Source organism: Xenorhabdus mauleonii, from assembly GCF_900113945.1.
GTDB classification, from domain to species: Bacteria; Pseudomonadota; Gammaproteobacteria; order Enterobacterales; family Enterobacteriaceae; genus Xenorhabdus; species Xenorhabdus mauleonii.
In genome coordinates this window covers 248676-262339 of the sequence record NZ_FORG01000006.1, presented here as the reverse complement: position 1 = coordinate 262339, position 13664 = coordinate 248676, and the positions used below count along the sequence as shown (strand labels likewise).

Annotated in this window: 6 protein-coding genes; 1 reads left to right on the top strand and 5 read right to left on the bottom strand. The window is 45.5% G+C overall.

All coding sequences use genetic code 11. The features are described from left to right. Positions 1-347: 347 nt before the first annotated feature. From pilQ to pilM, 4 genes are read right to left on the bottom strand one after another with little or no spacing between them, the layout of a single operon-like run. Positions 348-1436 carry a type IV pilus secretin PilQ gene (gene pilQ, locus BM100_RS08670; RefSeq protein ID WP_092509957.1) on the bottom strand — a complete coding sequence of 363 codons (1089 nt, stop codon included), beginning with the start codon at positions 1434-1436 and terminating at the stop codon, positions 348-350. Then, the gene (locus BM100_RS08665; RefSeq protein ID WP_175494930.1) at positions 1433-2098 is read right to left on the bottom strand and encodes a hypothetical protein; all 666 of its coding nucleotides are present in this window, start codon (positions 2096-2098) and stop codon (positions 1433-1435) included. The genes pilQ and BM100_RS08665 overlap by 4 nt, the downstream gene beginning before the upstream one ends. Continuing rightward, positions 2088-2639: a PilN domain-containing protein gene (locus BM100_RS08660; RefSeq protein ID WP_092509955.1), complete on the bottom strand. Its 552-nt coding sequence runs from the start codon at positions 2637-2639 to the stop codon at positions 2088-2090. Before BM100_RS08660 ends, BM100_RS08665 begins: the two co-directional genes overlap by 11 nt. Further along, positions 2636-3496, bottom strand: a complete 861-nt coding sequence (pilM, locus tag BM100_RS08655) for a type IV pilus biogenesis protein PilM (protein ID WP_092509953.1) — start codon at positions 3494-3496, stop codon at positions 2636-2638. The genes BM100_RS08660 and pilM overlap by 4 nt, the downstream gene beginning before the upstream one ends. A gap of 188 nt (positions 3497-3684) precedes the next feature. Here pilM and mrcA point away from each other — a divergent pair, with 188 nt between their 5' ends. Further along, positions 3685-6216, top strand: a complete 2532-nt coding sequence (mrcA, locus tag BM100_RS08650) for a peptidoglycan glycosyltransferase/peptidoglycan DD-transpeptidase MrcA (RefSeq protein ID WP_092509951.1) — start codon at positions 3685-3687, stop codon at positions 6214-6216. A gap of 129 nt (positions 6217-6345) precedes the next feature. Here mrcA and BM100_RS08645 read toward each other — a convergent pair whose 3' ends face one another. After that, a complete protein-coding gene (locus BM100_RS08645) occupies positions 6346-13569 on the bottom strand; it encodes a Tc toxin subunit A-related protein (RefSeq protein ID WP_092509949.1) in 7224 nt (2407 codons plus the stop codon). Between the last annotated feature and the right edge of the window lie 95 nt (positions 13570-13664).

Genomic DNA, 13664 nt, shown 5'->3' with positions numbered 1-13664 from the left:
TAGGAAAATTATCTCAGCACATCAACCTGTATTGCAACTATATAAATCTGGCACGAGCCTTTGCTGTTTGGCTCATGCATTTGCTGGCTGACTGAGAGCCTATTATCCATAGACTCTTACTTATGATGTTATGCCTATAATTTTTTAAGTTTCAGTTTTGCTGAAACTTAAAATTTACTGGCTATAGACCGACCTGCTCACTCAATTAGGTAATCCTTGTATGCTAAATTACTCTCAGCGTCAAATCCATAAACAGACTAGATAAAGTAAAATAGCGGGCTATCTGATAAAAAAAGCACAGTTACTTTAATCAACTGATTGATATTTATGCAGTATTTTTTTATTGATTAAATATCGGTCAATCGAGGTGTAATAAAAATTACGAGTTCCCTTCGGCTATGTTGTTCTCCATTTTGATTAAATAATGTACCTATCAAAGGAATGTCTGATAGATAAGGAACTTTTTGCTGGCTAATTATTTTTTTCTGTTGAAAGATGCCGCCCAGAATGAGTGTTTCCCCATTTCTGACCGTAACCTGAGTCACAATTTCCTGTTTATCGATAGCCAGATTTTCATTTCCCCCTTGGCTGATAGGAAAACCGGGGGCATTTTGGCTGATTTTCAATGCGAGACGGATTTTCCCTCCTTTCAATATATGTGGTGTCACTTCCATGCCCAGCACGGCTTCCTTAAATTGAACCGATGTTTTGTCCTTGTTCTGAACGATGTATGGAATATCTGAACCTTGTTTGATACTGGCAGATTGCTGGTGTGAAGCCGTTAACCTCGGGCTGGCAATAATATCGAGTTGGTTTTCCTGTTCCAGAGCACTGAGTTCCATTTCCAGCAGATTGGCATGGATGCGGGCGGCATTCAGTACCAACCGATGGCGTTGATTGCCTGCGGGTTGATGCAGATTCAGGCGGTTTACTCCCAGTACTTGGTTCAGTGGATCGGAAGTTATCCCCCAATGAATGCCCAATTCATGCAGTGCTTCCCTACTGCTGGTAACAATATGCGCCGTAATTTGCACTTGTTGCTGTGGCGTATCAATTTCTTTCAGCCAGATTTTGATACGGGTAATCGCATCAAACTTATCTTCCAATATCAGGCTGTTTGTCGCAGGGTCGTGTTCAACTTTTCCCCATTTTGTTAACAGTGCCGGGGTATTTTTCTGCAATTGTTCCGCAACTTGGCCGGCATCAGCATATTTCAGCGGGATTGCCTGATATTCGATTTCTTGCTCCTGCTCATTTTGATCTGCTGGGAAAAAATCAGCTTCATCGGCTATTGGGTTTACGGGAGGAAGAAAGGGATTCCTAGCGGGGATCTCGAAAGCTGAGTTATCCCCTATGTCATTGATATCATTTTCTATGGCAAGGCCAGACGCTGGTAATAACAGACTGATCAGCAGGATAAACGAGGGGTTGTTCATGGTCTTCCCCCATGCAACGAATTTGCAGGTGGATTTGCTGCCGGCAATGCGGAATCAGATGAAGGAATACCAGACGGATCTATATTTGATTCATCCGCTTCTGATAGAGCCATGCGGACAATTAATTTTTCATCATTAGGCGTTATTTCACTGGGCGTTATTGTGAGATGTTTAATCAATAGCGGTGGCTGCAATCGCTGAATTTCATTCAAAAAATGGAGAAACTGACCATAATTCATCGATAGGATGATATGCCAAAAAGTGTGATTATTTTCTCTATACGTTTTCCATTCCATCAATTGGCTGCCAGAATATGCGAGTGGTTGATGCAGCCTCTTGAGTATGGAGGTATTTTTTGTAGTTTGCGTTTCTGTCGGACTTTTTTGCGTCGATATCAAACTGCCTTGGCTGAGTATGGCGGTTATTTGTTGAATCTTTTGCCGGATGTCAGGCATGGAGGGCAACTCGGTAATACGTTGCTGTGAGAGCGCCACATTGTCTTGTTGTTCTGCAATGCGACTTTGAATGGCATGGATTTCATGCTGGCGCTCTTGCCAGACAAAACAGTAAAACCCCGCGAGCAGCAGGACAATAATCAACTGTTGTGCGAAAAATTGTTGCCAGACCGGCCGATGAAACCATTCGAGGTAATTATTTCCCACGGATTCCTCCCGCCAGCCAATCTGCGTCAATGGTAAACACTTTGATCTGATCTTCGGCTGTTATCATTTTTTTTAGTTGTACATTGATAAGGGTCGGGTCATTTGCCAAGTTATCCATAAAGTCTGATATTTCCGTATGGTTTTGGCTGTAGGCGGTAAAAACTAATTGCCCGCTGTCATCATTAAACGCAGTCAGCCAGCTTTTTGCCGGCAACAGATGGGGAAGTTGACGGAATAACTGCAAATATCGTTGATTCTGCGCCATGAAAACCTGTTTTTTCCTTAATCGTTGTGCCAAATCATGGTGCTGTTGCACAGACTGCTCTGTTTCTTTGATGGATCGCTGTAATTGCGCCAATTGGTGTTTAACATGCATGAACTGTTCGCGATGTTGCTCAATGCTGTTTGTCTGTTGCATGGTGATTAACACCAAAAACAGTGCCCATAATATGATTTGCAGACAAAGCAGCGCTCCCCATTTCTGACACCGGAGCTTCAGCCTTTTCTGCCGCCAAGGTAAGAAATTGATTTGATGCATCATTGATCATCCGGCCTGAGAGCAAGACCTGCGGCGATAATGAACGCATTCATTTTTTCTGGCAGCGGAGGCTGATAATGGCGGAATGCGGTTAAAAGTCGCCACGCATTTACCGAACAGGTAGGGCATTGTGCAAGAGCTTGCTTGAGACACTGCTCGTCTGTGGCATTTTCCGGACTGTAATAGACCGCATAACCTTCTGTTTCGGGCGTAACCGGTAATTGATTGATGATTTTCTCCAGATGGAGATCTGGTTGTAATGCTATCAATCCATAGCTGAATGCGTGGTTGGCGGGAGACACCCATAGCCAATCTGTTGTGCGTTTATGGATCAGCCAACTATTATCAGGAATACCGGCTTGTCTGGCGACATAACGCAACGCACAGGGCGCAATATCAATGGCATCAGGGGATAAATTGATATCCTCCAATAATCTTAGCCAGAGGTTGAGATCCCTTTGGCGGGTGGCGCTGATGCAAACTTGCCGGCCATGAACGCGATAGTCCAATGCAAGCTCACTGACGGGGAATTGTTTTTCAGCATTTGCATGAACAAACCAGCCGAGTTCAGGCTCTTGCAATGCCGTTTGGCCGGGCAAGGCGACCTGTTTCTGTAAGGTTTGCTGTACAGGGAGTGCTAATCTTAAGCTAATATTTCTAGGTAAAGTTTGCCGCCATTGTATTAAAATACGCAGTAATTTTTCAGGGTGTTGCAGCCGTCCTCCTGAGATAATTTCGTTTGATAAGTGATATTGCCAACAATTCCGCAGTTGCCAGCCATCCCGACGTTTGGTGGCAGCAAGGGCGCGAATGTAATGATCCTGGATATCCAGTCCGATATACCATTTAGACAAATGCATGTAGAAGATTTCCTTATCTACTATTTATTAGTTGTTAGCGAAAAGCGGTTCTGAATGAAAGCGCTTCTTCATGAAAGATCATATCCATAGCGCTGTATAGCCTTTATACTGAATCCCTTATACAGTCCTTTATACTATGTACTGATCGTTTATAAACTGCCCGATTAACATGGCGTGAGAAATTTCAGGTGAAGTTCATAAAGTATTTTTTGATCCTTGTCGTTGTTTGCATTTTATTGGGAACAGCCTCGATTTTTGGTTTATACAAATACATCGAGCCACAGTTACCCGATGTCGCGACGTTAAAGGATGTCCGATTACAGACCCCAATGCAGGTATTCAGTGCGGATGGCGAATTAATAGACCAATATGGTGAAAAACGCCGTTTGCCCCTGACCTTGTCAGAAATGCCTCCCTTGCTGGTAAAAGCCTTTATTGCCACGGAAGATAGCCGTTTTTATGAACATCACGGTGTTGACCCCATTGGGGTGATACGTGCTGTTTCCGTCGTAATGACATCCGGGCAAGCCTCCCAAGGTGCGAGTACCATTACGCAACAGCTTGCGAGAAACTTTTTCCTTAGCCCGGAAAAAACGCTGATCCGTAAGGCGAAAGAAGCATTTTTGGCGATTAAGATTGAGCAACTGTTAACCAAGGATGAAATTCTTGAGTTATATCTCAACAAGATCTACCTCGGTTACCGTGCTTATGGCGTTGGGGCGGCGGCTCATGTCTATTTTGGCAAGCCAGTCAATGAATTGACGCTGAGTGAGATGGCAATGATTGCAGGGTTGCCGAAAGCGCCTTCAACACTTAACCCGCTTTATTCTTATGATCGGGCGATCAACCGCCGCAATGTGGTATTGGGGCGGATGCTGGAGGAAGGGTATATCACTCGCCGTCAGTATGACGAAGCCAGAGAAGAGAAATTGGTTGCCCGTTACCATGTACCGCATATTGCTTTCTCAGCCCCTTATCTGACGGAAATGGTTCGTCAGGAAATGATTAATCGTTATGGGGAAAATGCGTATACCGATGGCTACAAGGTTTATACCACCATTACGCGGAAAACCCAGTTGGCAGCGGTGAATGCTGTCCGTACCAATGTGATTGATTACGATGTCCGCCACGGTTACCGTGGTGCACAAGAAGTGTTATGGAAAGCCAGCAAACCTGCGTGGAACCAAACACAGATAATCGATAAGCTGAAAACGTTGCCTAAGTACGGCCCTCTGGTGCCAGCGGTAGTGACGAAATCGAGCGCCAGCCAGGCAGAAGTGATGCTGGTGGATGGCAGCAAGGTTGATTTGACGATGGCAGGTGTTCGTTGGGCTCGCCCATTCAAGACGGATAGTTTGCAAGGCGTACCACCGCGTAGTGTCAATGAAGTTATCCGGGCGGGAGAACAAATTTGGATCAGGAAAGTCAATGATATCTGGTGGCTGGCGCAGATCCCTGACGTTAATGCGGCATTGGTTGCCATCAATCCGATGAACGGCGCAGTAGACGCACTGGTGGGTGGATTTGATTTTGAATTGAGTAAATTTAACCGCGTGACTCAATCGTTACGGCAGGTTGGTTCCAACATCAAGCCATTCTTGTATACCGCTGCGATGGATAAAGGGCTGACACTGGCATCATTGCTGAATGATGCGCCGATCAGCCGTTGGGATGCGGGGGCCGGAACGGATTGGCGTCCGAAGAATTCACCTCCGACTTATGATGGGCCAATTCGTCTGCGTCAAGGTTTGGGGCAATCGAAGAACGTGGTGATGGTTCGTGCCATGCGTGCCATGGGCGTGGATTATGCGGCTGATTATTTGAAACGCTTTGGCTTGCCGGGTGAGAATGTTGTCCGCACGGAATCTTTGGCTCTGGGTTCCCCTTCGTTTACGCCAATGCAGTTGGTTCGGGGTTATGCGGTGATGGCAAATGGCGGTTATTTGGTCGACCCGTACTTCATCAGTACAATCGAGAACGATGAAGGAAAAGTCCTGTTTGAAGCCAAGCCTAAAATTGCCTGCCCGCAATGCACAAACATTCCGGTGATTTATGGTGACACAACGCGTTCCATAGAGCTGTCTGAGGATTCCATTGAAAATGTGGCGCATTCTGATGTTCCGCAAGATCCGGCTGTGCCGCCTCAGTCTGATTTAGAAAGCGTTTCGGCAAATACGGACTTTGACGACCAACAATATGCCCCTCACGTTATCAGTACGCCATTGGCATTCCTGATCCATGATGCCCTGAATACCAACGTTTTTGGTGAACCGGGCTGGATGGGGACAGGATGGCGGGCTGCCCGTGATCTAAAACGTCGTGATATTGGCGGGAAAACAGGAACAACCAATAGCTCGAAAGATGCGTGGTTCTCCGGTTATGGCCCGGATATGGTCGCGACAGTCTGGATTGGTTTCGATGAGCACAGCAAAAGTCTGGGACGCACACCGGCATTAAAAGGTGAAGGTGGCGCGAAAACAGCTCAGCCCATTTGGGATGATTTCATGAAAGATGCACTGGAAGGGGTTCCTGAGAAAATGATGGAGGCTCCGGAAGGCATTGTTTCTGTCACGATAGATAGGGCAACAGGCAAACTACCCAATGGAAGCGGCAATACCCGCAAAGAATATTTCATTGAAGGTACTCAACCGACGGAATATGCAACGCCGGATGTGGGAACAACGGTGACCGAAAACGGTGAAAGCCACGAGTTGTTCTGATTAAAATTGCTCTGAATGATGGCTCAATAGCAGCATCATGTCAGTTGCCGAATCCTAACTAACAGTAAAAGCCCCGTCAGAAAACTGGCGGGGCTTTTTTGTCATCGTTTATTTATTAATGTTGAACGATCATTTGTTCAGCTTATCTTTTACGGCTTTGGCAAACTGTTTGCCTCCGTCCACGGCGGTATAGTGGATGTGAATGTTGATATCCTCCAAGCGCCATATGTACGGTGTGTTTTTGAATATCTTATCGATAACTCTCTTGTCCGGAAATTCCAGTGTCCATGTCGATATGGCGCCGGTTCCTTCAAATGGCAGATAACGGTCATCATCAAACATCAGGGTGTATAACCAGTTATCCTTGGCAGCACTGCCATCATCTTCACTCAGGGAAGAGAGGGCGATTTGCTGTTGGGCACGCAAATTGGTCACAATATTTTTACTGCTGCCGGTTTTTCTGCTGGGGTCATAAAGCCAGTTCACGCCCTCACTATCTGCATTGGTCAGTGTTGAGCTGCCTGTCTGGGTCAGTACGGCACTGATTTCTGAGGAAGCGCCTGGAATAATCGTCCAATTATTCAGTGAAATCGATACGGAAATGCGTTTAATCTGACGCAGGTAATGGCCGGGATAATTAGCGTCGAACAGCTTGGAATTCAGCGTAAAGCTGACCATCTGTTTTTTCTCGATTTGATTCCTTAATTCATTTACAGTCAGCAATTCAGCCAAAGAGAGGGTCTTTTTGATGTTCATGCGGCGTTCATTGCGTTGCAACCATGCATTTTCCATTTGCAGCAGATCCAATTGCAATGATTCCCCCGCCAGCAGGCCACGATAAGAATCATTCCATGCCGTGGTCTTCATAAAGCTGCCGCGCTGATAATCCCCGACTTCATAGCGCCAGCTTGCTTCTGCCATCAGACACATGGAAAGAACAGCATCATAGGCTGGGGCATACAGGGCTGCGAGGCGCCCCATCAGCCACTGATAAGTCGGTACAACCAAGAAGCCCGTTGTCATAAACTCATACAGTTCGCGGGCGGCATCTTGCTGTGCTTTTGCTTCCCGCAGGGCGATAGAGGCACTTTTTATCAGTAATTCCTGTTCCTGTAACTGACGGTCGATGATATTAATTTCACTTTGTGCTTGTTTATACTCTATTTCCCACTCTTGACGCCGACGTTCATATGCTGCACCACTTTCGAGTTTATCGGAAATAATCTCTAATTCTTCAGAGGTGGTTTGAGAAACAATTGCAGCACTTCGGACTATTTCCCCATACTTGGCGCCACCAAATGCTAATCCGTAAATATTAGGTACGGTATCTGCAATCGCAGCAGCAAGAAAGAAGGGCGCTGCGGCCATTTTGGTGACACTGGAGGCAGTCTTGAGGGCGAGTGATGTTATCTCCAGCGGGGAAAGGTTTTGTTCGTAGAGTCGGTGATAATGTTCATATCGCTCTTGGGCCATCTTTTTGCTTTCTTCCAGTGTAGCTTTGCCCAGTTGGGCAATCTGGACGGCTTCCTGCTGCAATTCAATGGTAAAAGCAGACAGCCGGAGTGCCTGTGATTGCTCCAGAACGCCCTGTTCTGCATCGGTTTCTTTTTCTATTGCACTAAATAGCCTGTGTCCCATTTGTATCAGTTGCTGCACGGCCTCATTGGCACGCTTTAATATGGATGGGAAACGATAGGGCGGAATTTGTTGTGGTATCTGACTCAATTGGTTGAGCATATTGCCACGATTGCGTTGTATCAGACTGCTGCTATCCCCGATACTTGAATAGAGTGGCAGTGGCTGTACTTTACCATCCAGCGTCAGGCCATGGCGCAGGTTATAGAGGCGGCTCTTGATTGTCTGTTGGTATTCAATTAATTGGGTATTGAAAGGAGACACGAAATGGTTAATGTTGGTTGATTGCACCCCTGGGAGAAAGTCTTTCTTGATATTCTCAAGTGTGATGGGATGCCAGCGTGTGATACTTAAACCTTCCGGCAATGCTCCCAGCAATTGCAGGGCTTGTTGATAGCATAAATTGGCTTCATTCAGGCTGTCTCTGCTGAGTTGGCGATAGAGATTATCCCCTTCTTGTATCCAGAGCTTGATCTGGAAATGGAAGAGGGCTTTCTGGTAAAAAATAGGTTGGCTGTAAGCCATTGTATCTGGATCGTATTCTTTGGCAGAAGGACGCAGATTGCTCCCATTTTCGATAATGGGGCGGGAATTCCACATGCGTATTGAGCCATAGGGATCGAACAGATGGTTAAGCAACCAGCGTCTGGAATCGTAAAAACGTTGTTCTTCTCTGAGTCGATAGGCAACCAAGAACGGCAGATGGAAGAATAATTCCCAAAAATACTGCCCATTGGCACCGTGAAAATCGACTTTTGTCGGTGACGTTTTGTCGTCCAGCTCAGGTTCGGGCAAGGATTGCGTATCCCAAGCCAGCACCCGTTCAATGGATTGAGTGGCGCGGGCAACTAATTGTTTACCAAACAGGGTATTCAGCCGTATGGCGGTGGTAGATTGGAACTTCAAGCCCTCGATATCCAGGTATTGGGCCTGTTTGTCATTTCTGCGTAAGGTGATGACAGGGATCTTGTCGTTTTCTCTTATGCTGACCTTGTAGCGATTGACTACTTCCCCTGTGAACTCGATTTTCTTATCAGAATTAGAATAAGCGGTTTCTAATGTTGAATATAAATCAACGTGATAGCGATCATCGAAATTCGTCTCAAGGGAGATGGGAATTTCTCCTGTGGTGGCATCACCATTAAGCTCGACTTCTTTGGATACAGCGGGAATATCGCTTGGAAACTTAACCCGTAGTGTTAATTGTGATTTTGTATATTCCCATTGAGGGCTGACCGTCAATCCCCAACCCCCAAACATTTTTTTCTGTTCTCCAATTCCGACACTCAACTTATTTTCTGTTAGATTCCATTGCTTGCTTCGTTGGAGGGGGGCGCCATTAAACCACATAAGATCGGCAAACTTAGTGACGCTTTTGTCTTTCCATTCGTTAGGCGATACCGTAAACAGAATGATCCCATCATAATTCACACTGAATGTTGTTGCTGGTGGGGTATCACCTTTCCAGGTAAGGTTAAACGTCTTCAGACTGTTTTTACTGCCAGGCACCTGTATCGAAAGTGTTCCTACAAGAGGTGGGTTTGTATTTTCATCAATAGGGATGCTTCCCGTGAAATCATTGGAAGGTAATATTGACAATAATTTACTGACATCAAAGTTTTTAAACGTTGTGCCTTTCCCTTTTGGATTTCTTTTGATCAGCGTATTTGTTCCGGTCAAAATCAGCTGGTTTGTGGCCTTACTTAATTTTGCTGTCAGATTCAGAATTGGCTCGGGATCATCATCAACTGACGTAACCTCGACAAACTTTTCTGTGCCGGCATAATCAAGTTGTAGGGTTTCCGGATTTTTGAATAACCTGTACCAGTCTGAAATAAGGGCGGTTTCTTTCGGAAGGGGCAGAGTTTTCTTATCTACCAGCAGTAAGTCGCGTAATTCCAGAAAATAATCCTTATTTTTCTTCCAATTACTGGGAAGTTCATTGGTTGAGTCATACAACAAAACACCCATCCACGGGTCATTTTCTCGTTGCTCATCCACCATCACCATTGAGATCAAGCCAGGCTTGTATTTTTCATTTTTCAGATAAGGGTTTTCTTTGTCGGCGATACGTTTGCCATTTGAGTCTACGGGGTATTCACCATTGGCATCAGTACCATCCAACCGATAGAGGGTATTTGGTGCACTCCATTCACCATTGTTTTGCTTATAGGCAAATTTCAGATTGATCGCGCGGTAATCTGACGGTTTTTGATCCAATCCCATCAATGGGCTGGTTTCCCGTTCAACCCAGATGGCATATTGTCGGCCAGAAATCACAATTGGCCGCAGCGCCAGTAAAGTTCCTGACACCGAGAGTGTTATTTTTTCCCATTCACTCCATGCCAACGGGCTGATGACATCATTGGTATCGCGCATTTTGATATCGAGAGTACGCCAGTAATATTCCACCGGCTCAGCATTGTTTTTACCGATGAAGTGATAGCGATCGTTTTTCGGGTCAGTACCGTCAATGTAGCCACTTATCGATTGCAAATTGCTGATGCGTTCAAATTCGGTTAAATAGCGCAGAATGGCAGTTTGGATCACACTGTTGTTTAATCGTGTTTGACCTAAATCGTTTTCTAAGTCGGCAAAGGCACGGGTTTTACGTAACCGGGAGGTTGGATCAATGTAGTTTTCAGGAAAGTTATCCTGTTTTCTCCATGCCTGCCAATGGGCATATTGGCTAAGATTGCGGTTCCAGTGCTCAATTCGTTCATTGCTGATAGTTTGTACACCATAGTCCATTTCCAGATGGGAGAACAGACGGAACAGGTAGCGTTGCAGACTGGCAATTGCAAAAGCCACTTTGCTGGTACTGATGCTGGAGGTGACTTGCAGGTCGGTCAGAAAATAATTTGAAAGATCATCGACGGTAGTGATAGTTGGCAATGTGTCGTCAGATGTTGCCCAGCGTTTCAATAAATAATCGATTAATGCATCCCGCCAGATTTCATTCAAAGCACCTTCCAGTTTCGGTTGTATCTCGACAGAAGTGGCGGCAAACAAGGCACTGCTGACTTGATACCAATCATCATAACCGGATTGTGCAGTCAGTTTAGCGACATCCAGTAAAGGTTGGGCGGATATTTCACTTTTTTCCGCCAGTACCTTGAGGCGCATGATGATGCTGATATCAACGATATTTTGTGCCGCTTTTTGCTCAAAATCGGTGGCTATCCTGAGGATTTCTTTATCTGACCAACCCATTAACCCAGCCAGATTGGCCGCCGCTTTTTCGGCTGTCCAGGCATTTGACGCCGACGGATCTTGCCCAATTTGGTTGGCTTGGCGAAGGTAATAGAGCGCGTCGTCCTCAGTTTTATTCTCAGGCAATAAGTTCAACCAATCACTGTAGCGGCTGAGGCGGTGAATGAGGATTAAATCAACAGTGAGCGTGTTATCTTCACCGACATTGACGTTAAACCAGTCGGGGTTCTTTATCAGTGCCTCTATGCTTTTTTCTGTCAACTTGAATAAAATACAAATCGCAGCATACCGGCTGAGGTTATACCAGAGAACAACCGCTTTATTTTTCCGTTCTTGATCGTCAGAGCGCCGGGCCAGAGCAAGGGTATTAAGCAGGAAATCGGCTTGGGTGCTTCCTGTCCATTTCAGTAATGGTATGGAGAGGGAACTTTCGATATCGAAGGCATGGCTGATGGCATTAATGAACAGATCTTGCTGGGCAATAAACGTCTTGATAAAGAGAGCTGTTAACGTTTGAGTCCACGTATCACCGTATTCTTTCCAATCAGCATCGTTGGCTAATTTTTTTAGAATTTCACTCACCTTGTCGGTTAATGTTTTTCCTGTATCTTCGACCAGAACAACTCCGGATTTTTCATCGACTAATTCAGCGAGCGCCTTCATCCAGATTACGGGCGTTTCTTTGGCCTTAAATTTCTGCATTTCAGAGGCAATTTTATCTTCGCTGAGCAGGGCATTACTGATGTCAGGCATGACAGCCCTGATCTTGTTGAGCCAGTCAATATTTTCAATCTCTGCCGACGTATTGTTTTCCAATGAAGTACCGCTTTCCAATACAGCAGGGGTCAGCAAAAAGCTCAGGATTGAAGGGGCTAATTTGTGTTGCTTAACCCACCGTGTGGCATTCATGAATGCGATCAGAATATCAAGAACATCAACGAGTTTGGCATCTTTAGCCAGCATAGGAATACCGGCCAGTTGTTGCAGGTAGTCAGGATGATCACGATTCAGGAGCAATAACAGCTCAACCCCTTCCTTAACGGATAATTTCAGTAATCTGGGTAGTGCAACCAGCCTATAAAGGGCTGAAACAATATCCAGTGAGCGTTTCGGATCGGGGAGCGGATCGGTTTCTTTTAGCGACGGATTTTGTGCTTTTATGATTAATTTCAGCAACTCTTGGCAGGTCGCATCATCAATATTCAATCCCGTGCACAATTGATTGACAGTCAATGCATCTGCCCCATCGGTGGCATCGAGTTTAAATGGCTGATTATCCAGAACCAGAACAGAAGAAGATGCCGCTTGTTGTGACAATCCTGAGGCATTGAACAGCCTATCAAAGAAAGAGAGTTGATCTTCAAGGGCATAGGGGCTGATATGACCGATAAGCGCAGCAAATTGTTCTGCGGTAGCACCATACTCGTGTTGGAAATGCAGGAATACGCCTAACGTGCGCAGTGTGGCCTCAGTAATCACATAGCCCGTCTGTTTTTCTGCCTTCCGTGCAGTTGCCAGCAATAAATCAAGCTGTTCAGCGTTGAGTTTCAACGCTTTTTGAATATGCAGGAAGCGTTGGATACGGTCAAAGTTATCATTACTGGCACTTTTCAGTTGGATGACATCTTTGGCTGTTTCTGTATCTTTTGTTTTTTCCAGATAGAGCGCAGGTGATTTACCTGCATTGATGTATGACGCGACGTAATCAGCACCGGAAGGAAATTCGGTTCCGGCATTGGCAGGTTTGGCAACATTGCCGGAGTACTTGACGGTACTGTGTGTCACCGTGTCATCGCCGGATATGCCATTAACTGCAAATAGTTTCTCTGCATCTTGGGAACTCAGCCCGGTTTGCTGAGTAAATACGGTAAGGCGGGACAGCATTTCAGCGGCGTTGGCTGCCTCGCCTTTGAGGCCAAAATATTTCTCAAAGAAATCTTTTTGATTGCTTTGCGATTCTTCCAGCAACAGCGTTTGAAGTTTTGGTGCCAGCATACTGCTGACCATCATCGCTGTTTGCAGAGAATCGGCACTCAAGTTGCCATCAATAAAATTGGGGTACTTGCTATCGGCTTGTTGGATCAGTTCCAGCAAGGGGATCTCTTTTGCAGCCAATACCGCCGTTGTTTGTTTTAACGGAAAATGAAACGGCAAGGAGAGAGGGTAATGGATTTCAGCGAGTGAATTCGTCAAGGGCTGTTGCTGGTTGATATGCTTCTTCGCTTTTTCGGCGAGGACTTCAATGACAAGCGGCAATAGATTGACGGTTTTATTTAAGTTTGTACTATCAAGCAGCAATTTTTCAATATCGGGACGCCGCTGATTGAGAAACCCCGTGCCGTCTTTGCTGGCTTTACTTTCAAACATTCTGACTTGCTGATACAGATCAACCAAATAGGCCAGCGGGCCATCGTTGGTTTCTGGTAATTCAGGGAAGCAATAAAGATCTGGATTATCATCAAAGAGATTTTTGTAACTAATGGTTTCATTATTTGTGTTAGCCATACATGATCACCTTTTAGATCGAAAATGTGGGAAAAGAGAAAGCAATATTTCTATATCCAATCGATAACAGTGAGTTATGTGTTGCTGGTAGATAA